This is a genomic window from Sinorhizobium sp. BJ1 (genome assembly GCF_002531555.1).
Lineage (GTDB): Bacteria > Pseudomonadota > Alphaproteobacteria > Rhizobiales > Rhizobiaceae > Sinorhizobium > Sinorhizobium fredii_B.
The window spans coordinates 23,885-43,895 of record NZ_NWTH01000042.1; the positions used below are offsets into that span (position 1 = coordinate 23,885).

The 20,011-nt window shown below is 58.6% G+C and carries 23 protein-coding genes and 1 tRNA gene; all 24 read right to left on the bottom strand.

Annotated features, from left to right (window positions below; translation table 11 throughout):
• Positions 1-136: 136 nt before the first annotated feature.
• Complete coding sequence (locus tag CO676_RS30345; protein ID WP_097523806.1) at positions 137-550, bottom strand: gene transfer agent family protein; 414 nt, start codon at positions 548-550, stop codon at positions 137-139.
• On the bottom strand, positions 547-1,404 hold the full coding sequence (locus CO676_RS30350) for an NUMOD3 domain-containing DNA-binding protein (protein ID WP_097523807.1): 858 nt from the start codon (positions 1,402-1,404) through the stop codon (positions 547-549). Before CO676_RS30350 ends, CO676_RS30345 begins: the two co-directional genes overlap by 4 nt.
• Positions 1,405-1,521: 117 nt before the next feature.
• A complete protein-coding gene (locus CO676_RS30355) occupies positions 1,522-1,971 on the bottom strand; it encodes a phage tail tube protein (RefSeq protein WP_097523808.1) in 450 nt (149 codons plus the stop codon).
• A gap of 258 nt (positions 1,972-2,229) precedes the next feature.
• Positions 2,230-2,637 (bottom strand): DUF3168 domain-containing protein, encoded by a 408-nt coding sequence (locus CO676_RS30365; protein ID WP_097523810.1) that lies wholly within the window; start codon positions 2,635-2,637, stop codon positions 2,230-2,232.
• Positions 2,634-3,050, bottom strand: coding sequence for an HK97-gp10 family putative phage morphogenesis protein (locus CO676_RS30370; RefSeq protein WP_097523811.1), 417 nt, complete (start codon positions 3,048-3,050; stop codon positions 2,634-2,636). Before CO676_RS30370 ends, CO676_RS30365 begins: the two co-directional genes overlap by 4 nt.
• A complete protein-coding gene (locus tag CO676_RS30375; RefSeq protein ID WP_097523812.1) occupies positions 3,050-3,406 on the bottom strand; it encodes a head-tail adaptor protein in 357 nt (118 codons plus the stop codon). The genes CO676_RS30370 and CO676_RS30375 overlap by 1 nt, the downstream gene beginning before the upstream one ends.
• A complete protein-coding gene (locus tag CO676_RS30380) occupies positions 3,363-4,256 on the bottom strand; it encodes an NUMOD3 domain-containing DNA-binding protein (protein ID WP_097523813.1) in 894 nt (297 codons plus the stop codon). The genes CO676_RS30375 and CO676_RS30380 overlap by 44 nt, the downstream gene beginning before the upstream one ends.
• Before the next feature lie 111 nt (positions 4,257-4,367).
• Positions 4,368-4,787: a hypothetical protein gene (locus tag CO676_RS30385; protein ID WP_097523814.1), complete on the bottom strand. Its 420-nt coding sequence runs from the start codon at positions 4,785-4,787 to the stop codon at positions 4,368-4,370.
• Positions 4,788-4,799: 12 nt separating this feature from the next.
• Positions 4,800-5,228, bottom strand: coding sequence for a hypothetical protein (locus tag CO676_RS30390; RefSeq protein WP_097523815.1), 429 nt, complete (start codon positions 5,226-5,228; stop codon positions 4,800-4,802).
• 14 nt (positions 5,229-5,242) lie between these two features.
• Positions 5,243-5,818 carry a head-tail connector protein gene (locus tag CO676_RS30395; RefSeq protein ID WP_097523816.1) on the bottom strand — a complete coding sequence of 192 codons (576 nt, stop codon included), beginning with the start codon at positions 5,816-5,818 and terminating at the stop codon, positions 5,243-5,245.
• Positions 5,815-6,054, bottom strand: a complete 240-nt coding sequence (locus tag CO676_RS30400) for a hypothetical protein (RefSeq protein WP_097523817.1) — start codon at positions 6,052-6,054, stop codon at positions 5,815-5,817. Before CO676_RS30400 ends, CO676_RS30395 begins: the two co-directional genes overlap by 4 nt.
• 53 nt (positions 6,055-6,107) lie before the next feature.
• The gene (locus CO676_RS30405; RefSeq protein ID WP_097523818.1) at positions 6,108-7,352 is read right to left on the bottom strand and encodes a phage major capsid protein; all 1,245 of its coding nucleotides are present in this window, start codon (positions 7,350-7,352) and stop codon (positions 6,108-6,110) included.
• A gap of 71 nt (positions 7,353-7,423) precedes the next feature.
• Positions 7,424-8,044: an HK97 family phage prohead protease gene (locus tag CO676_RS30410; protein ID WP_097523819.1), complete on the bottom strand. Its 621-nt coding sequence runs from the start codon at positions 8,042-8,044 to the stop codon at positions 7,424-7,426.
• Positions 8,041-9,312, bottom strand: coding sequence for a phage portal protein (locus CO676_RS30415; RefSeq protein ID WP_097523820.1), 1,272 nt, complete (start codon positions 9,310-9,312; stop codon positions 8,041-8,043). Before CO676_RS30415 ends, CO676_RS30410 begins: the two co-directional genes overlap by 4 nt.
• Positions 9,312-11,267 (bottom strand): terminase TerL endonuclease subunit, encoded by a 1,956-nt coding sequence (locus tag CO676_RS30420; protein WP_097523821.1) that lies wholly within the window; start codon positions 11,265-11,267, stop codon positions 9,312-9,314. Before CO676_RS30420 ends, CO676_RS30415 begins: the two co-directional genes overlap by 1 nt.
• Entirely contained in the window at positions 11,224-11,610 is a 387-nt protein-coding gene (locus tag CO676_RS30425; protein ID WP_097523822.1) for a hypothetical protein, read from the bottom strand. The genes CO676_RS30420 and CO676_RS30425 overlap by 44 nt, the downstream gene beginning before the upstream one ends.
• 568 nt (positions 11,611-12,178) lie before the next feature.
• A tRNA-Met gene (locus tag CO676_RS30435) sits at positions 12,179-12,253 on the bottom strand.
• Positions 12,254-12,393: 140 nt separating this feature from the next.
• Entirely contained in the window at positions 12,394-13,320 is a 927-nt protein-coding gene (locus CO676_RS30440; RefSeq protein WP_097523824.1) for a hypothetical protein, read from the bottom strand.
• Positions 13,321-13,493: 173 nt separating this feature from the next.
• Complete coding sequence (locus CO676_RS30445) at positions 13,494-13,682, bottom strand: hypothetical protein (protein WP_144340225.1); 189 nt, start codon at positions 13,680-13,682, stop codon at positions 13,494-13,496.
• 105 nt (positions 13,683-13,787) lie between these two features.
• The gene (locus CO676_RS30450) at positions 13,788-14,282 is read right to left on the bottom strand and encodes an oxidoreductase (protein ID WP_097523826.1); all 495 of its coding nucleotides are present in this window, start codon (positions 14,280-14,282) and stop codon (positions 13,788-13,790) included.
• A gap of 244 nt (positions 14,283-14,526) precedes the next feature.
• Entirely contained in the window at positions 14,527-16,770 is a 2,244-nt protein-coding gene (locus CO676_RS30455; RefSeq protein ID WP_097523835.1) for a bifunctional DNA primase/polymerase, read from the bottom strand.
• A complete protein-coding gene (locus tag CO676_RS30460; RefSeq protein ID WP_097523827.1) occupies positions 16,767-17,420 on the bottom strand; it encodes a hypothetical protein in 654 nt (217 codons plus the stop codon). Before CO676_RS30460 ends, CO676_RS30455 begins: the two co-directional genes overlap by 4 nt.
• A gap of 50 nt (positions 17,421-17,470) precedes the next feature.
• Positions 17,471-17,662, bottom strand: a complete 192-nt coding sequence (locus CO676_RS36435) for a DUF6511 domain-containing protein (RefSeq protein ID WP_245424557.1) — start codon at positions 17,660-17,662, stop codon at positions 17,471-17,473.
• Between the two features lie 194 nt (positions 17,663-17,856).
• Positions 17,857-19,422, bottom strand: coding sequence for a DNA methyltransferase (locus tag CO676_RS36440; RefSeq protein WP_245424559.1), 1,566 nt, complete (start codon positions 19,420-19,422; stop codon positions 17,857-17,859).
• Between the last annotated feature and the right edge of the window lie 589 nt (positions 19,423-20,011).

The following is a 20,011-nucleotide window of genomic DNA, read 5'->3' on the forward strand; positions in this document are numbered from 1 at the left end:
ATCCCCAAGTCGGCCAGTTTGTCGTCAGGCATCGGAGGTGGCGGAGCGTCTTCTGTGCGGTGCGCCTCTTGGTAGCCATGCATGCACACGGCAAACTCCCAGAGAGTCATGTCGTCGACGTCCCTAGGGGTGAAGCCTAGAACGGCTCCTGTGCCGACGTAGGTTGACCACTTGGTGCGTCCGTTTGGGAGCGGGTTTGGGTCTGATTTTCCGCCCCCGCCCGCGACTCCCCCGGCACATCACCGTCTGGATCCCACATGATGAACTTCTGCAGGATGGATGCGGCGTTGATGGCTAGACCGTATAGGTTCGACGTGCTGTACGCGCGGTCCAGGCAGCGTTTGGCCTCGCCTTCCGACATGCCGGCCCCAGTCAGGCCGAGTAGGATCGGCTGCACAACGTCGTCCGTGCCCCACTGCTGGCCGAGCAAGCGCATCAGCACGACAGAGACGCCGGCATTGCACCTGCTCTCGATGGCGCGCAATTCGCCGATGGCGAGGCGGAACTGGTTGGTTCCGCCCGCCCATGTTATCTCCTCTGCGCCTCTCATGCGGCTTCCTTTACTGCAAATTCTTCTGGAAAATTAAGGTAGCAGTTGAATCCCCAAGCTTCGTAAGCCGCCTTGTCGTAAGCGCGCGCAGCGTCTTCGGGATTGGTGTACGTCCCCAAGTAAGTTATGGCCCCATCGACGTTTATCTCTGTGCGCCACTTTTTCCCGCAGCTACGCTGAGATACGCCCTTGTAACCACGACGACCGGGAGCCATCCTGCGTGCAAGCGTCATCTTGGCTCGATGCTCATCACCGAGCGGCCGACCAACCCTAGAAATGTTCAAGTTAGTAAACGAACCGTTCTTGTTGCCCATGAGGGCAACACTCAACTTAGCCCTGTGCTCTTCACTCCGCTCGCGCCCCTTAAGCGATTCACCTATCTTTTTGCGATGATCCTCGCTTAATTTTGTGCCAGTTCGCAAAGCACTCAGTTTTGCTCGCGTCCCTTCGGACTGCCTGCGGGCTTTATTTGCGTCGCCTATTTTCTTTCGAGTTTCTGGGCTAAAAACCTTACCCTTCTGCGACTCACTCATCTTTGAGCGAGTTTCGTCGCTGGCAACCCATCCAGACACGCCATCCCCGCCATCTGTCATGTTGGCCAGTATACCGGTGCCGTTGTTTTTACGGCCGTAACTCTTGATGAGCGCCTTCTCCATCTCAAAGGCTTCGTCTTCATCAAGATTTTCTAAAATCCTGATCAAGACTGGCTCATTTCCAGAACGCTTTATTTTGCTGAGAATATTCTTGAAGATAGGATTATTCTTAACCTGCCTATCTCGCTTGCCAACGCCCTTGCCGATATAGAAGGGAGTTCCGCATGGACGAAGCCATGCGTACACATAGAAATTATTCATGCAAGTATCCCTCTTGCTATCCAGATGAGGCGTTCGGCAGGCGGCTGGATGACCGCTTTTCGCTCCGTCGAGCTAGCCGAACAACTTCTATATAAGCGAATTAACGCCTAGATCCAACTACGCTTTCGCCGTGCGGGTCGGGACGCCGTCGAACTCTACTTGAATTTCAGCCTGGATTTTTTGCCCCTTCTCGACCTGGTGGTTAAGCTGGGACAAGATCGCGGGACCACTTTCATACTCAGTATCGCCTACGGCGGCATTTACATGCTGAACACGGATGTTGAGCGTTTGGCCCCCATACCACCAGTCCAGCATTACCTCATGGGACTGCCTAGCCCAGGTGCCAGAACCAGAGATGGTTACTTCCTGTGACTGAACCGCTTTTTCGATTTTCGAAGGTACAGATTCGTCGTCGCAGTCGCCGGGAACCTCGGTCGTGCTCAGATTGCTCGTGCGATTCACGCCCCTTGACGTGATGCCGCAGATCTTCGAGTAAACGCCGGAGCCGGGGGTCGTCTCGATCTCAACGACAAGGTGCTGGAATGCGCCAGTTACTGGTGCCGCCATTTGGTTTTCCTTTCATGGCAAAGAAAAACCGCCAGCACTTTCTGCGGCGGTTCGGTTGTGTCTTGTGAATCGCGGTGATTTAGTTTGGTTTGTCCTGCCGCCTCGGCGGCGGCACCTTCTCGGCCCTGCCTGTCGAAACGGCATATTCAACGAAGTCGCGCGGGAAGCATTGCGGATCCGGCTTCGGCTTCGCATTGAAAGAGAATTTCGATTTAGGCCGAGACCAGTTCACTTCCTTGCGAACCAGCATCCAAGCCATCACAATTCCTCAATGAACGCCGTAACCGTGACGACGCCGTGGGTTATCAACGGATCCTGATCCGGAAACACGCGCCGAAAGTCGACGCGGATCTCAGCGAGCGCGTTCTCGGTGAGCGTCAACTCTTGTTCGTGCAGCGCGCCGTAGATCAGATCGACGAGCCGCTTGGCTTCGACCTGGCCCACTGCCTTGCTCCACACATCCAATTGAAATGTGTGCTCGCCGGATGTGACGCATTCGGCGCTGTCATCGACAACGTCGGATGGTCCGAAGCTGATGTATGCTGTTTTGGCCTTGTATGGATCCGCCGGCACCCTGTCGTACACACCGCCCGCGAAGGCCATTACCTGCCCGTTGCCGGTAAGCGTGTCGAAAAGCAGTTTCTGCAGTTCAGCCGATGCGCTCATGCGTCACCCCTTACAGGCGGCCCGACGAAACGAATAGCCTTTTTCATATCGCGCTTGATGCGCGACTGGATGCGCTTCTTGAGCGATCGGTAGGACGTGAAGAAGTAAGGCTGCGCGCGCATCTTGACCGTACCGAATTCTAGCCAGCGGGCCTTGTAGTCTGTCGCATAGACCGTGATCTTAAGGCCGCGCTCGGTCGGCTCGCTCTGCGCCAGGACAACAGCGCCTTTCGGCGCCTCGCCCCACTTCCATGCGATCGAGTTCCGCAAGTCGCCTTGGTCTACCGGAACCAGGCGCTTCATCATTGAGACGAGTTCGTCGGCGCCCTTGGCCATGGCCTTTTTTGATGCGTTCTCGACGCGCTTTGGCATGGAGGCCAGTGCTTTGTTCAGTTCGGATACGCCTTTAACCATCAGACCGCGACGCCTCGCTCGCAAAGCAAGTCTATATACTTGCGGTCGACGTCGTGGGTAACGTCTTTGATTGCGTACTCAACGAGAGACCGCTTATCGACAAGCTTCCACTCGGCGGTAACAGGCCGAGCCGCAGTGCTGGTGCGGATCCTAATGACAACCGGATGCCTGTTGGTCAATCTGGCTGCCATCACCGTCTCGCCGCCGCGCAGATGCGTGTAACCGGCTGCGGCATCGAATTGAAGGATCCAATCTGTTACGGTATTTCCGTAACCGTCGTCGAGTTCGCCCCGTCGGTATAGGGAGACGCACTCAGTTAGCTTCCCGGCTGGCAAGGCCCGCACCTCCGTTGTCATTTGATGCAATTTCAGCAGGGAAGTTCAGATAGCAATCAAACCCAAACGAAGCGAACGCCGCTGCGTCATACGCCCTTGCCGCATCCTCCTGCGCTTGGAAGTAACCAATATGTCTATTCCTGCCGTCGAGGTATAATTGCGCATGCCACTTCCCACTCGATTTTTGGAAATTGACACCCTTAAACTTTCCCTTTTTCGCCGGGGCGAGGCGAGCGGCAGATGCCATTTTGGCTATTGCATCAGGACTGTTTTTCTTCCCAACCTGAGCCGCGCTTAGCTTTTCGCGATGCGCTTGGCTCAAGGACACTCCCCTACGCCCCTCGCTCATTTTTGCGCGGGCGTCAGAACTCATTTTCTTGCCTGTATGTGACCGGCTTAGTTTCGCGCGCGTCGCATCGCTAAGCACTCGACCAATCATCCCGCTTGATATGCTGTCGCGATGCTCTTCGCTGAGTTTCTTGCCTTTTTGGGCGGCACTCATCTTGGCGCGAGTTTCTTCGCTTATGTTGCTGTGTGCCAGCCTCATTTTGGCAATAGATTCTTCGCTGTGCGCGCGACCTTGCGGACCTTCGCCGCCGTCTGTCATGTTGACGAGGATGCCGGTACGGTTGTTCTTGCGACCATAACTCCGGATAAGCGCCTTCTCCAACTCGAATGCCTCATCTTCATCAAGGTTTTCCAACACCCTAATGACGATAGCCTCGTTGCCGGAGCGCTTTATTTTATCGACGATGCGCTTGAAATGGGGATTGGCCCGCTTCGTCTCACGGTCCCTGTCGCCCTTACCCTTCCCAATATAGAAAGGAGTTCCGCACGGACGCAGCCATGCGTACACATAGAAATCACTCATGCAAGTATCCCTCTTGCTATCCAGATGTGGCGCTCGGCAGGCGGCTGGATGACCGCTTTTCGGGGGCGACCCTAGCCGAGCAACTTCTATATAGGCGAAACGTCTCTCAGATCAAAGAGCCACGCCGCTATACTGGAAGTCGAGTTTGATGGCCGACGTGCTCGTAGCGATGCCGATCAGCGTCACGTAATCTCCCGTCAGGATATCGGCCAGCGGTGCGATGCCGCCAGGATTCGGAGACAGGTAGTAAGCCGTGCCACCCACGACAGTGGCGCCGATCGTGATAGGGCCAGCCGTCTGTACCGCTAGAGGCTGGTTGAGTGCCGCGCCATGGAGGGCGACACCAATTTTGCCCTGACCGCGTGCGGCAGCCGTTGCGGCGTCCGCATCAGCAAGCTGCCACTTCCCTGTGGTGGTGCTGTCGAGATAGACAATCTGGCCAGCGGTCACGGTTGCGCCGGCAGTGCCGTGTTCAATCGCAGCGCCAGCGCCGGAAACCACGTTTGCGGCGGTTATGGTCAAATCAGCCACTAGTCAGACTCCTTACGAAAGCGTCGCGGTCGGCGTGCTCACCGGCTTGCCGAGGACGGCCACACCAGCGAGAAAGATGTTGCCGGTGTTGCCGGTTGGCGTGATTGTCATGCGCACATACCTTTTGGACCCGCGATAACCGATCTTGCGGCATTCGCCATCGTCAGCGAACGTGTATGCTGCCTGCGCCTCAGTGCCGACGAGGTATGCGTCGTCGACTGCGGCGGCATCGGAAAGGTTGGCGGCGTCACCGTCCTGAACAAGCACAGCAAAGGTTGCGTCCGCGTCGGCATTAGTGCCGGTAACAAAGACGAGCTCGCAGGCTTCAAAGCCGAGCGTGTCGATGATGGCAGAGACCTGCGCCGTATCGTCAGTTACGGCCGCCTTCGGGGCGAATAGCGGGACAGGATGGATGTCATTGTGGATTTCACGAATCGGCATGTAGTTCTCCCAAGTCAGGCCACACGGCCGACCCTATATCGTTCCAAGATCGACGAGACGCCCATCGGGAGTTCCGCCGCACTAACATCGGTAGTCACCGCTTCGCGGTTCTCGTAGAAATGCGAGACGAGCAGCAAAACTGCCCATTTTAGGTCAACCGGCAGCGTCGGATATCCGCAAACGAACGTGACCTTGACCGCGCCAGGCTCGCACACGATGGCAGGCCAACTGGTGTCGCGCGCTGGCCAAATGCGGAGCGGCTGCGCGTCGAGATCGGCGCGCCACGAAGCTACCGTGGCCGGGTCGCCGTTGGCGTCCGTGTATGCAATGCTGGCAATCGACGTGACTGGGCCAAGGGGCACAACGATTTCACAAGGGAAGTGATCAAGCGACAGGCGCCACGTTTGCGGGCTAAGCGCGATCCCGATTCCGCTCGGACCTTCGATTGCGGCCGTGGCAGCCGAGACCATCGCCTCGATTTCCGCGTCATCGTCATCGAAAGTTACGCGAAGCTGTCTCTTTGCCTCAACCAACGTCACGACGGGAGCCGCTGGCGCGACTGTTCTTACCAGCCGTGTCCATTCGTTCATTTACGGCGGCCCCGTCTTGGTGCGGGTGCGGTGGCGACAGGCGTCTCCGGCTCTGGCGCCGCATCCACTGGCTCGAATTCCACCTCTGCCGGAGCGGCCTCCGCAACATCCTCAACTGAAACCGCAAAACCAGCCGCAATCCAGCGCAAAGCGCGCGCTTCAGGCAAGTCGTATTCGCTCCCGCCATCAAACGTCACGTTGACGCCAACACGGCTATTCAGCATTTTGACGCGCATGGCGATCTCCTGAAATAAAAGTGGGGCGCCACTAAGGACGCCCCAAACTAGGCTTAGGAAGCCTTGTTCTGCAGAACCTTGACGGCTGCGGCATCGAGCAGTTCCCCGTCGAAACGGGTAAAGCCGATAAAGCCGACCTGACCGTAGTCCGCGTACCGCTCAACAAGGCGCTTGATGGCAAATTCCTTCACCTTGCGCACGAGGTACTTGTTGAAGGCGCCGAAGGCTACCGGCTTGGCAGATGCTGCGATCGAGGCCATAGCCTGGTTGATCGAGTAGCCGTAGTTAAGGATGGTCGCCGGGGCGCCGCCCTTCACATCGGCGGGCTGCCAGACATAGTTTCCTTCCAAATCCTTGATTTTTCTCAGCGACTTGAGCGTGCCGTCGTTGAACATCCAGCGGCAAGACGGGTCGGCGCGGTAGGCCGGATCGACGCTGTGCTCGAGGTCGATGAGGTCGTCGAACGTGATGGTCACGTCGTCGGAGGACTCAACGGCGGTCGCGGCCGTGATTATGCCGTTCGGCTTAGACGAGCCGTCGCCAGTGGTCAGGTGCGTGTTGGCGATACGACCAATGCGCTCAGCCATGGCGTCGCGGATGATCGACTCGACGTCAAGAACTGCATCCTGCAGGAGCTCGTCAGAGACGAGAACAACGCCGGAGGTGTACTTGAAGGCGTCGATCGTCTTCGTTCCGAACGCGATCTCAGCAAGCGAAACCTGCGTGTTTTCAGCGATGAGAGCGCCGACATTTGCGGTGTCGTTCATCGTCGGGAACGTCAAGGCTGCGCCGGTTGCGGTCTGCAGCATGCGAGTGACGCCCGGATCCATCATCGGGCCCCAAGCCTTAAGCGACTTGACCAGTTCTTCCTGGAAGATAACCGGAACGAGGTAGCCGCCGGCGGTGTTGGTGCCGACCGACTGTGCGCGCTCTTCGTAGGACTTCAGGATGCCGCGCTGTTCAGCGGAAAGCTGCGAACGGCCGCCGCGAACGAAGGTGCGGAAGGCGTCCGCATACTTCTCGGCGTCAGTCTTTTCAGTGACGCCAGGAGTTGCGCGGGTATCTGCGCTCGGGCGGCGCTCATCAGCCGCATTCAGTTCGCGCTCGCGCTCTTCAAGAGCCTCTTCGCGCTTGATGCGGGCCTCGAGACGATCATACTCGGCCATAGCGGCGTCGTGCTGGGATTCGAGCTCGGCGACTCGAGCCTCTGCGGTGTCATCCTTAATGTCGGCAAGGAGTGAGCGGGCGTCTGCGACAAGCTTCTGCTGCTTTTCGCGCAGTTCTGTAATTTTGGACATGGAGTCTCCATACGAAAAAACCCGCGACGGCGGGTTCGATGTGGTTGTTTCTGGTGGGTGACAGCGCTTGGTCAGCGCATGCTGCGGACCTTCAAATCAAGGTCCATTTTAAGGCGAGCTCTCGTGAGCGTAGCCTTGCTTACCGGCGCTGCCGCCGGATCTTCGATTTCTTGCTCTTCCGCAGAGCGAGCGTCGCGCCATTCCTGCAGCGACCGCTTGCCGATCGTCGTGTCGTCATATGCCGGCCACGCGACCGCGCTGACCTCCACAAGGTCAATGGCTTGGATTGTGCGAACGGGCGGATCAACGGTCTCGTCCCATTCCTGCTTCGTCACATGGAAGCCAAACGACATCCCCGAAATATCGCCTCGCTCGACGAGTTCCCAAAGATCGTTGCCGTCGGTGGTGTTGGGAATGTCAATTTCACAGCGCAATCCCTTACTGTCTTCGGACAGCCTAAGCGTGCCGCTCTTCGTGCGACCAATGACGCGGCCCATGTCGTGGTCGACGAGCGCACGGATATCGCCGCCGATCGTGCCGGAGAATGCACCGGGGGCGATGCGCTCAACCCACCAGCCCCCGATGTCAGCGTCAGAATTGAAGACGGCCGCATAGCCGACTAGCGTGCGCTTCTCGTCCTCGGCACGAGTTTCTACGCCGAGGAGTCCGCCTCGTTTCTCAATCTTAGTCATGCGGCGTTGGCCTCGTCGTTATTGTTGTCGTTGGCTGGAGCCGGCTTTGCTGCCGTGCTCTGCATGCCGAGAGGCACCGTGGCGCCCTGGATATGAAGCTTCTCGGCCTCTCCCCCGTGCTTCGGCCAGTTCTCCATGGAGCGCACCTCGTCTGGGGTGTTGATCGCGTTCTGAATCGCCTTGGCGTAGCCTTCCATGCGCGTCTTGAAGTCTCCGCGGAGCAAGCCGTCGATATTAAATTCGCAGAACTTGGTGCGATTTCGCGCCGAGAACAGCTTAAGATTCAACTCCTGCTCCCACGCCTTAACCCACTGAGATATAAGGTGTTTGACCAAGTTCAGGTCTTGCTGTTCCGTATTGCTGAATGTGCCGTGTGTCAGATCCTGCAGGAAGACTGGCGGGAGGCCGTAAATACGTGCGATCTCTTCGATCTGCATCCGGCGGGATTCCACCATCTGCGATTTATCCGGATCTACACCTACAGCCTTCAACTCATGCCCTGTAGGCATGATCATGACGTTTCGACGCTCGGCGTTTGCGTCTCGCACAGCCTTCTCGACATCTTGCGACGCCCTCGCGGCTGCTGCTGGCGATGGCATCGGCCCATAAAGCGCCAAAGGAGGCACGCCGCCGTTGGCGAAGAACTTGCGGGCGTACTCGTCAAGCGCGAGCGCAAGGCCTACAGCACCCTTCAACTTCGTAACCGGGTCGACGTGCGAAACGCCGTCGGGCTTCAGCATGAAGGTGAGATCGATGACCTCGCCTGCGGTGTATGTGACTTTCCGCGTGCCGTCCTCATAATGATAAAGCTTGCGGCCGTTCTTGCGCTCAATGGTCAACTTGTCTGCGTCAAGGGGCCAGATGTTCATCACCCGGCCGGCCTTGTTCCGCTCAATGAACGAAACGCCGCGGCCACGCAGCAGAACGCTGATCATCATGCCCTTGCGCCACATAAACGACGTCAATTCGTCATTCGGCGCGTCATGCAGGATGCCGTAAAGCGGATCGCTCTCGACCGTATCGCGACCGTCGTCGCTCTTCCGATAGACCTGCAGAGGCAGGCTGGCGATAGTATTGGCGATGAAGTTGACTGCGCACCACACAGCGGGCACCTCAAGTGCTGTCTCGTGCGTTACGACAACTCCGGCGACGCCGTGCCAATCATCCATCAGAGAGCGCCAAGCGCCCACGTCTGATAGCGGAACGCTTGGGTTTTCCAGACTTGCTCGCGTTTCCGCGGCGGCCTGCCTTTTATTAAATGGCCACATCAAACCACCGCAATCTTGAAGTTAGGATCTTCCCAGGGGGACGCCACGACTACAGGTTCAGGCATTCCGTCGACCGCCGCGCCTACCGCCATCGCCGCGGCGACCGCCGGGTCGATTCGAACCGTCGATTTCTTCTTGCTGAACCACTGGTTACCCATGAGGGGGTCAGTTTCGATCGCCACACCCATAAGGGCACCGAGCAAAACCGGAGACCGGCGAAGCCTGATACGCTCTTCAAGAATGAGCGTTTCCAGCGCCGAAACGCTGCCAGGCATCCAAAGCCCTAGCGGCTTCGGAAGGCCCGCCGCCTCTGCGGCCGCAACCTTCTCAGCCGACGGCTGCGCGCGCTTCTTGCCGCCCTGCGGGTGGCTTACGGTCGGTATATCCACGCCATAGGCGTCGAGCTCTTCCGCGAACTTGTCGAAGGCGTAGTTATCGTAAGCCAAAACGCCAATACCATGCTCGGTATTGAGGCGTGCGAAAAGTGCAGCAACATGGTCGTAGCGAACTCGCTTTCCGTCCGGGGCATGGATGTAAGGCCATGTCGTGCCGGGATAATGCGTCTCATTCCAGAGACGATACGGCACGTGGTCCTGCTTGGACCGCTCGTCCATCGTCTCTCTCGGCGTCCAAGCCTCAATCCATAGATCGTAGGTTGGCAGGTCCGCCTCGGTACCGTCCTCGCGCTGCACGCGCTTGGTTCCGGTCTCAATAATGAATGCCGCCGCGGTCAAATCCTTTGCGCCAGACAAATCTAGGCCAGCCGCCGTAATAGGCTTTCCCTTGTGCTCGACGTAAGGGTCGAAGTCGACCATCACCTTTTCAAGGATTGGCCGCGGTATCCAACTTGTGTCGGCTTCGGTCCATACGCAGAAGTGCAGCCGCAAGATGCCGTTGCGCTTCGACGGAATGTCCTTAGCCTGGTTGACAACACCGGCGAGGTAGTCGTGCTTCAGCGTGACGCCGAAGAGCGGGTTTGCCTTCTGCCAGCAAGTCGGGTCCGTAAACGGGTCGTCGTCTTTGTCTAGCGCGCAGACGTAAGAAAACGTCGTGTCATCAACGACTTCGCCGACGTACGTGAAATCGTCATCGGGCGTCTGCGTCCCGGCCGCCACCTTCACCGCGTGCTGGTGCTCGTCCCAGCAAATGCTGTTACGATCCGAGCCGGAGTTTGTGATCATGAACAGCAGAGGCTGCCGGCGAAACTTAAAGCCGCGCTCGAGCATTTCGATGACCTTGCCATCGGGGTGCTCGTGGATCTCATCGCAGAGAGCGATGTACGGACGCGGGCCAGAGTGCGCGCCTTCGCGCGAGATCGGACGAAAGAACGACCGCTTTTTTAGGTACGAAAGGTTCCATACCGGGTTGCCGCCGGATGGCGTCAACTTCGACTTCAGTGCCGGTGACTGCTCGTACATCGCGACCGCGTCGCGGAACAGAACGAAAGCCTGGTCCTTGTTCGCAGCGGCAGCGTAGATTTCGGCCGCAGCCTCGCCATCGGCCGTCAAGCAATAGTGGCCAATTCCGGCCGCGAGGGGCGACTTGCCGTTGCCTTTACCCTCTTCAATGTAGGCGCGCCGGAAACGTCGCAGAATTGCGCCGTCAGACTCAACGCGCTTCCACCCGAAGATGGAGCCGATCTTGAACTGCTGCGAGAGGTGTGGATGAAACGGACGACCTTCGAACTGGCCGCCGTTGAGCCGCAAAACCGCAGGGAAGAAACGCAAAACACGATCGGCCGCCAAGGGATCCCAGTGGATTCCGCGCGCTGGGCCGTTAAGCCTATCATCCTTGTGGCGTTGGCAAGCGTTCCGCACATGCGGGCCAGCAATGATCGTGCCGTTGATGACCTTCTCGGCGTACTCGTCCACCGGGCCAGTAGGATATGGCGGGTTGAAGTGTGCAGGCAGGTCAGTCGTTGAAGAACTCGTCCGCTGGGTCTTTGCTCTCGCCATCCGGTTTAGCTCCAGCCTTGCTGGCATCAGCCGGCGTCGCCCCCATTTGGCCGTAGCACTGGCGGAGAAGGTTCATGGCTTGCACGCCAACGTCATCACCCTTCATCATCCTGCCGCGGATATTCGCAGCGATCGCCAGGTGACCGCGGTGGCTCCAGTTGAGCCAGGGCACCTCAGATGCAATTTCGCGCCACGCCTGCTGCGCGTGCTCATTCAGCCACTCGAATGGCTCGCCGACGGTCTCGGCGACATCCGGCTCGTGGCGCTCCTCGAATTTCGTTTTCTGTTTGTCGGCGTGGCCAGTAATTTTCGCCTTGGCCTTCGGCGTCCGCGGCCTAGCCATGCGATACCCTCAACATTTGAATTGAAAAAATGTGCAAGAATGGCCCGCGCCGGTCCCCTGCAAGCGCGCTTTTTAGCGATCTGCTATACCCCTCCCCATCAGAGGGGCCAACCATCTGCCCCATAGACCACGACCGTCTTACCGTGATCCTCTAGCTGGCCTCTCGATGAGTGGCAGGGGGTGCAGGTCGACACGAATGGGCCTGACCAGAACAACTCTTCGTTTCCCCTATGTGGGGTGGCGTGGTGAACTTCCCTCGCCTCGGTCACTTCGTCTCGCTCGAGACACCATTGGCATAAGGGTTGCATCGATAACTGGTAGTGGCGCAGTGCACGCCAGCGTGCTGTCTTGTACAGCTTGCGATAGCGTGCTGCTTCTTCGCTGCGATGGTCAGCCATACACACCACGCAAAAAGGAAAGCGCCAGGGAGCAGATAGACCGCTCAACCTGGCGCATGATTGCCACGTCGCGAGAGGAGGCGCGCTGCGGCAATGGGGATTGGCAGCCACCGCAGGACCGAAGCCGGTCAACGAGGCGATGTCGCGGGTTAGACCCTAGAACTGCCAATTGGTGTCGGGGATGGGATTCGAACCCATGATTTCCAGCTTATGAGGCTGGCGAGATGACCGCTTCTCTACCCCGCGTTATAGTTACGCCCACCTCAGAGGCTGCAACGAAGTGCAGCATGTGCGAGCGTCCGTCGCATAGCGCACGGAACAGTGCGGGGCACAGCAACATAGTTGTTGAACCCCTTCGCTGTACTCTCTCCGAGATTGCAGAAAGTCAGGTCGTCTTGGGGTCTTTTGCGTAATTGGCCAATTCCATGGCCTGTTGGAAGTTATCATTCGCCGCAACAAGAAGGCGCCTGCCAGCCTCAATTGCATATTGGCCTTTGTAGCCTCTGGCGATTCCGATCTGCTTCAGGCTGCTGGCCTTGGCTGACATGGTAAGGATTTCCAGGTGATCGTTTGCCATGTTGCCCACCGCGTCTAACCACTCCTTGCGCTCTTCCCGCTCGCTTACGATGTCCTGCCACATCGTGGATCCGCCACCAGAGCAGGTCGTCTTCTGCATGCCTAGAAAACTGTCGGCAACCTTCGCCGATCCGCACGGCAAGCCATCTGGGTAGTGTATGAACGTCACCTTCGTCATGTCGGTATTGGAGTACGCTTCGGCCAGTTCCCGCTTGGTTTCTTCGCGAGTGGTTTTTACACGCTCGCCTCTGAACTTCTTGCCGGTAACGTATTTATGCTGGCGCGTGTCGAGCATTTCGGCAAAGTAGATATTACTCTCGGTTACTTCCTGCGGATTTTCAGCGCCGCCAAGCGCCGTATCGACCTTGTCACGAGTTCCTAGCATGGCTCCCGTCGGCATCCTGGCATCGTACTGCTCTATCTTGCCGTCGATTGTCAGCCTGTACGCCTTCTCCGTCTGTTTTCCGTCGCTGAAGCGTAGCTTGCCAATACGCACGATCTGACCTGCGTCGTTGCGCTCCACATCGCCTTCCTTGACGTGCCGCATAATTTCAGCAACTGAGGGCGTCACGATGCGCTTGCGCTCGTGCCGAAGTTCGGCAACTTCTTCCGGGTTGTTGTCGTTGGCAGGAGTTACCGTCCAATTGGTGGAGATAGGCTCTGGATCGTGGTCAGGCGTTGTGACGTAGCGACGAAAAGCGGACAGTTGCTCGGCAAGCGACGCATGTCTGGCCAAGTCGGCCTCCTCAAGATGTGGTGGGTGGGTCGGCGGTTGGATGCTAAATGTAGGTTAGTTTTACAAATTTGTCAAGGTGCAGGACAACGAAAAGGCCGCGCTAGCGGGTGCTAGGCGGCCTCGTTTCAGCAGTCGGCTTGCGTCTGCTCTGGTGGGGTGGGGGTCGAAGGGGATTAGGCGGCGGAGACTTCGTCAGGCCAACAGATTTCCCGTCGCCCGTTCTGGAACACGACGCCGTAACCCATCTTGTCGACTGACATGATTGTGCCTAAGCGGCGTTCGTGACCGACGGTGACAATGACCTTGTCGCCTTCTTTGAAGGCTGGGCTGTCCATCGGCTTCAGTTCTTTGATCGTCGCCATCATCTCGTTCCTCTTGCTGAGCAGATCGGCGAGCCGTCGTGCTCTGTTGTGGTGCCGTTTGGTGATTATCTTTGTACTGTAGTTCTACAAATTTGTCAATACCACTCATGCAACTTTCTGCACAGTTTCCGCCAACCATCCCCGCACCAACGCCTCGGCTTTGTCCGCAGCCTCGTGGCACGTATCGAACCGAACCACCTCAACGACAAAGCCCAGCCGTGCCAGAGCCGCATGTCGCTCGACCTGCGCTGGCGACAAGCGACCACGCCCAACCTTGTTCTCGATCATGCGTAGCTGGCCGCCAATGAGGTACAGGCGCAGATCCGCCTCGCCTGGCGTCATGCCTGCCGCGATCGCCTCCTGCTGTGCACGCGGGCCGCGCTTGGCGCTGTTCTGGTCGCCAGCCAGCAGGAACAGCTTGCCGTATTCGGGCATGGCGCGCAGACGGCGGACCTGGGCGGCTTGGCCTTCCCACTCCTTCGGCGCTGCGTCCGTGACTTTGACGCTCGTGCCGTTGGCTGATGTCGTGGTGACGATGCGGACGCGCTTGCCGTTAACGCGGGTCGTTTGGGTGGTTTTCTTGGTGGTGGCTTTGGTCATGCCGTCTCCTGCTGTGGTGGTTTCAGGTTGCATCGGTTGGTGGCCGATTGAGGTGCCCAGTTGCACAGTTAGACTACTGGGCCAACTGTGCGCCGCACGCTCATCATGCACAGTAACAAGGTGTATTACTGTGCAAATGAGCAGAGCGTGTTTGCCCGGATAAATGGGCAATTTTTACGCTACTGTGCAGCCATTACCGTGCAGTATCACAGGTTGTATTTTTCGAACGGATTTGGTTGTATTTTTATGCCGCCGCAGAGCGGATAAACGTGCCCATTTCACGCCGCACAGGATCGTGCTCCTCGACCTTCACAAGCGTGCCCTCTTTCATCAGAGCCTTCGTAATGGTCGTTGCTCGTCGCTTGTTCGTCTCGTCATCGAGATCAAGCCCGAGCGCATAAGCTATCGCGCCGCCAACCCAGTTCTTGGCACGCGGCGATTCCTTGTATTGACCGTTATCGACCAGCGAGCGGATATGCTCCACCTGCTCTGCGGTGAGCTCGTTGGCGACCTCCTCCGCCGAGGGCCATCTCCATTCCGTCACGACAGGCGCAAAGTCCTGCGGCTTGGTGAGCCCGCGGCCGTTCCCTAGCGGCGTGCTGACGAGCCTGCGCCAGTCAAGCTTGCTGCTGAGCGGCGTGAGGTTGGATTTGCCGTAGGTGACGGAGAAGTAGCCGAAACGCTCCTCTTGTGACACGCCAGACTCACTCGCCTGGTCGACAGACATTCGGTTGAGCACGCGCACTGATCGCGCCGCGCCGATCAGGGACACCGCGCCTCGAGCGTCTTCAACCGTCGCCTCGCGGTCAGCCACCTTGCGCAGGTGGTGCACGATGTCGATCGCACAGTTGGTGTAATCGGCGATCTGCGCCCAGAGTTTGGCCACCTTATCGATCGCGCCGTTGTCGTTCTCGTTGACGCCGTGTGTTGACACAAACGGGTCGACAATCATGACGTCGATCTTGTTACGCTCGATCTGCTCAACGACAGCCTCGACTATCGGCTGCTGGATGCGTACGCCGGCTTTCTTATCCTCGACCGCCACGACGAGCTCTTGCTCTCGGCCACTGTCCAGAAAGAGATGGCCTTCGATATCCTCCGGACGCAGCTTGTAGTGAATGCACGCAGCCATGATGCGCCGCTCCATTTCGTCGCGCGGATCCTCGGCGTTGAACACCCACACGCGCAGACGTTGCGGCGGCTTCGTGCCAAGCAACGCTTTCCCTGATGTCATGGCTAGGCTTTCGGCCAAGCTGAGTGATGTTTTGCCGAGGCCGCCAGGAGAGACTGTGACCGACACGTATTTGCGGATCAGGTGGCTGCCGTAGGCGAATTCGCGCCGCGGCAGGCTGGCAGGATCGATCCACTTGAACGCGGTGGCAACAACAGGAGGCGCGTTGTCATTGGCGGCGGGCGGTTGCTGCGGTTCTTGCTGCTGCGGTTCGCTGTCGTTAGCGGCTGGCTGGTCGACTGCGGGCTCATCCGCAGGCGGCACGTCTTCCCGCTGCTCGTCGGCTGCCGCCTCTTTCGAGCGGCCCTTCGCCAACCCGTTGGCAATCATCCGCGTAATGTCCACCAGCCTCGTGTTGTCCTGCTGGAATTCCGGCTCTGGAATATCACGCGGCTGCTTCATGCCTGCTTCCAGCCCGCGGCGGATCTTGGCGCGCACTTCCCGTTCGCCGTCGGTAGCAACGAGGCCGTTGGACAGCGCGGCCCTGTACAGGCCGTCTTCGGCATCCGATCGTGACAGCGCACCGCTGGCCACGATCTGCCCTAGCGAAAACGCGCTTGCGTTGAGCTGGTAGCCTCGGCCGCCCTTGCCTGTGCTGGCCAGACTGCGCAGCTCGTCGTCGACGGCAGCATTGACGTAGCTGTCATTGGTGCCGGCTTTGTATGAGAACGGCTGCGCGGCGGTTGCCGTGACTGGTGGCGGCAAGACGAGATCGAGCAGCCACTTGGGAGCGGGTGCGATCGGCAGGTCGTTCAGCCACTCATAGAATGTGCCGTCGTCAAGCACGCTTCCAGGCACGCAGACGAATCCGCCTTCGCCTCGCGTGTCCACGCCTGGCGCAATCGCCGCCTTATTGCGAACTCCTTCTGTATGTCGCCAATAGTAGTGTGTCCCGCCGCTTGCGGTGCGCGCCATGCGCGTCGGAGGAAACTTGCCGTGCAGCTTCTCCATCTCGGCTAACCACACATTCCCATCATGGTCGTGCTCTTGGCCTGGCACATCAATATCAAGCACCCAAAAGCCAGAAAGCGCGCCGGATGGCACGCCAATCAATGCATCAGGATTGTCTTGCCACCACCTCTCGATGATGCGGGAGGTCTTTGTCGCCTCCCGGAAGCCGAACCTAGTTAGCGGGCTCTTAGGCTTCTTTTCCTCAGGCTTGCCTGCGTGATTTACTACGGTTTCGTGCCTGGGGCGGCAAGGAAAGACGGGCCAGTTGTTGGATGCGTACTCAAGTGCGATTTCAACAGGTTTCATGCCGCCCTCTTTGCTTGCCACTGAACGATGTTCCCCGCCTCACGCCAAAGTTCTTCTGGTCTATCGCTCCCAATACTATGAAGGTGATGATCGCCATCGTACTGGCCGCCAATGCGGTATGCGTAGCTTCCCCACCGCGCCGCATAATCGAAATGCGGCCCTCCATCCGCCCCGAAAAACATATCGGCTATGTCATCGGCTACGTTCCACTCTTGAAGTGCCATCACCCCAAGGGACCACTTGGCCCACCAGTCTGTCTTAAACGGACCATTGCCTATGACGAGGATTTCGTATTCAGGAGGATAGATTCTTCCCGCAAGGTACCCTTCGAACTCCTCCCCGTTCATTTCATCAATTGGCTTTTTGATGCCAGCAACTGCCTCGGCCGCATCGAAAGCCTTCTTGGCCTTCGCCTTCGCCTGTCTGATTAGTTGCTTGTCATCTCCCCGAAAATCGATCGGCTTCACCTCGACAAGCGCCTTCGTCTTGCCCTTGAGCAAGAAGTCCGGCGCCCAGCCGTCCAAATCAAACGGCTCGTAGTCCCATTCCCACCCGCACAAATCGAAGAATGCAGCCCACCTCGCCTCAAGACGCGAGCGGAACTGCACATGATTGTAAACAGTGGGGATTGCTTTGATTCTGTATGTCAATTCAGTCTCCTGGTGGTTTTGCTGTGCCGGTTGTGGTAGCGACCTGCACGCTAGAAAGGCGCCTCCCGCAGAGCTTCACGCACCCCACGCGCGCACCCTTCCCAAGCCGCCCTCACAAGCAGCTTGGCGTCTAGTTCATCCATCAGGGCGAGGTCGGTGATCCCCTTCTCCTGCAGCCACCGGCCAACCGCCTCGACGCCCGCTTCTAGGGCTTTGACTTCATAAAGCGAAACTCTGTCCAATTTCGTCAAATCTCCTGCTGCGACTAGGCAAGGGCGACACATGAAGCCCGGATCGGGTGGGCGGCGTCGGTCGGTGGGGTCTGGACGTCCAATGCCAAAAGCCAACATCCCACAGCATCGGCAGGTGGTTGGGTTGCCGCGTTCGTCGGTCGTGGGCGTGAATGGGAGGGCGGGCTTGCCGGGGAGTTTCACCATTATGCGGCACCTGCGAACAGGTCGACGGGTAGATTGTCGTTCGCTGCGGCGGGCTGTTGCTGCGCAACCGCGGGTCGCTCGTCTGTCGACGCAGCGCCGGTGGCCCATGCAATGCGCGCCGTGGCGATCGGCATGTATTCGTCTTCGCGCTCGCAGCCGACGAACTGAAAGCCTTCAAGGACGGCTGCTTTGCCCGTCGAGCCCGACCCCATGAAGGGATCCAGAATGACGCCGCCGGGTGGTGTGACGAGGCGGCATAGCCACTGCATGAGGGTGGTTGGCTTGACGGTTGGGTGGGTGTTTTTACCGACGGCGGGCGTAGCGCCATCTGGACGCTTCACCTCTTCCATCCGGCGCGAACGGTGGCCCGCTAGCACGTCGACCGTCTTCGTGTCAAAATCGGCAAGCCCCTCATCCCGATCTTTGCGGCTGGCCTTGGCGCAGTAGAAGAAGCGGGCGGCGGAGCCGGAATCGCCTTCAATCGCCGGCATCGGCGCTGCGTCAGCACCGTGGTAGCCCATAAGGCTGCCGCTCTTCGTGTCAGGAAACGCCGCCAGCACCTCGTCGCTGCCGTCGTGCACGATGTTGGCGGGCCAGCGGCCGAGCTCGTGTTCGTTTCCGCCCGGTACGCGCGAGCCGTCAATGTTGATTGCGCCAGTACCATGCTCCAGCACGTTCTCAGCAACAGTTCCGATGAGTGGCTTGCGCGCCAGGCAGATGGGCTCCCATGCTGGCTTGAGGGCCGTGCCCCAGCCCTGCCATTTGATGGCCGCTTCTGTAGCGGGTGCGGTTATGTCTACTACTACGGATGAGGATGCACCGATTGTGTGTCTTTGACCTTCTGCCTTGTTCGCAATCCCACTGGTCTTTTGGCCAACGACTTCGCGTTCTGCCGCATCGTATAGCCGCTCCATTTCTTCTGGTAACGCCAGAAGGTCGCGAACTTGCTCCCAATGATGTCTCGGCGGCATTCCGCCCCTGTGGTCAACTCGTGCCCAGTAGCAAGACGACGACTTGATCCCAAGAACTCGGTCTATGGCTGAATGATTGAACCGCGAAGCCTTTACCGCTGCCGCGTAGGCTGTGGAGAAAGCCTTCCACGCTAGAGGGTTGCCGCCTCTCTTGTCGATGTCTTTCGACACATCATGGCTCTTCGGAAACCCCGAGCCATACAGCCACCCCAACTGGTCGCGGATTTCAAAGCCAGCATCCTCGATGGAAACAGCCATGCGGTGGTAGGTGCGCGTGCCGGAGAACGCGACGACGTGGCCGCCAGGCTTCAGCACGCGCAGCACTTCGGCCCAGAATTCCTCGCTGAAAGCGACTTCGCCAGTGTCCCACTGCTTGCCCATGAAGCCGGCAGACGCGCGCTGGTAAGCCTCGTTTCCCTTGGCTGGCGCGCTATTCGGCTTGCCAAAGCGCTTGACGATGCTGACGAGCGCGTAAGGAGGGTCTGTGACCACGCTATCGATGGAATTGTCGGGAAGGCTTCTGAGTACATCGCGGCAGTCGGCATGGAACAGCCGTGCGCCGCCAACAATAGCTGTTGGCTCAAGATTGCCCATTGGCAATGGTCTCCTCTTCATTGCCGCGCAGTAGCGGCGTGGTGTCTCACCGCGCGTTGGTGGCGCACGGCGGGGTGTGGTGTGGTGACTGAAGATTGTATACAAAAAGTGGTCTTCCCGTCTGCGCGCTAGGGCGTGGCAGTGGGGCTTGGTGGCGCGGGAAGATGTTGCCAATGGGTCGCCGGAATCTGCCTGCCGAAATCGCTGACGACTAGCCTTGTCTTGGCGATGCGATAGCCAGCCACCACGATTCTTGTTTTCGTGAAGAACAGGAGGCGCTTCCTTCCTACTGCTGGCGCGCTCTCAATCGGCTGCCATTCGCCGACCTGCTGCTCGGCAACAGGCGGGCTGTCCGATGTTTGTGTAGATATATTGGACTCCTCCCGCTCTCTCGCAGCCGCCGCAATGATGCGGGCGGCCTGAACGGCTGCGCTGCCGTGGGCTATCATTATCGTGCGGGTCAAAACGCCACCTCTACAGTCTCAACAGGATTGACCTTCGTCGTCGTGTCAATTTCAACGATGTAGATCGGATGCGCGCGGCTGCCTGTCTGATCGACGACAAGACAGAAACTCCCGTCATCTTCAGG